This window comes from Siccirubricoccus soli (genome assembly GCF_024178315.1).
Lineage (GTDB): Bacteria > Pseudomonadota > Alphaproteobacteria > Acetobacterales > Acetobacteraceae > Siccirubricoccus > Siccirubricoccus soli.
The window spans coordinates 1-238 of record NZ_JAMZIK010000333.1; the positions used below are offsets into that span (position 1 = coordinate 1).

The 238-nt window shown below is 39.1% G+C and carries 1 protein-coding gene; it reads right to left on the bottom strand.

Annotated features, from left to right (window positions below; all coding sequences use genetic code 11):
- On the bottom strand, nucleotides 1-238 hold a 238-nt coding region (locus NJ376_RS28605), incomplete at both ends, for a hypothetical protein (protein ID WP_252956733.1).

The following is a 238-nucleotide window of genomic DNA, read 5'->3' on the forward strand; positions in this document are numbered from 1 at the left end:
ATCTAGCACACAAGCATACAGAAAACATAATATCTGGTCGAGAAGCAGTAAGATACATAAGTGACCCAATCATAGCTCTGTATTGGGTTGGATCAACTTCAGGATCAACTGCTTTAGTGGCCCCTAGATGATGATTTACAGGAAGAGGAGTATCAAACGGAGCACTATCTTCCATTCCAAAATGTTTCAATACATCATTAACGTACTTCGTTTGATGGATAAAGAAACCCTCCTTTTG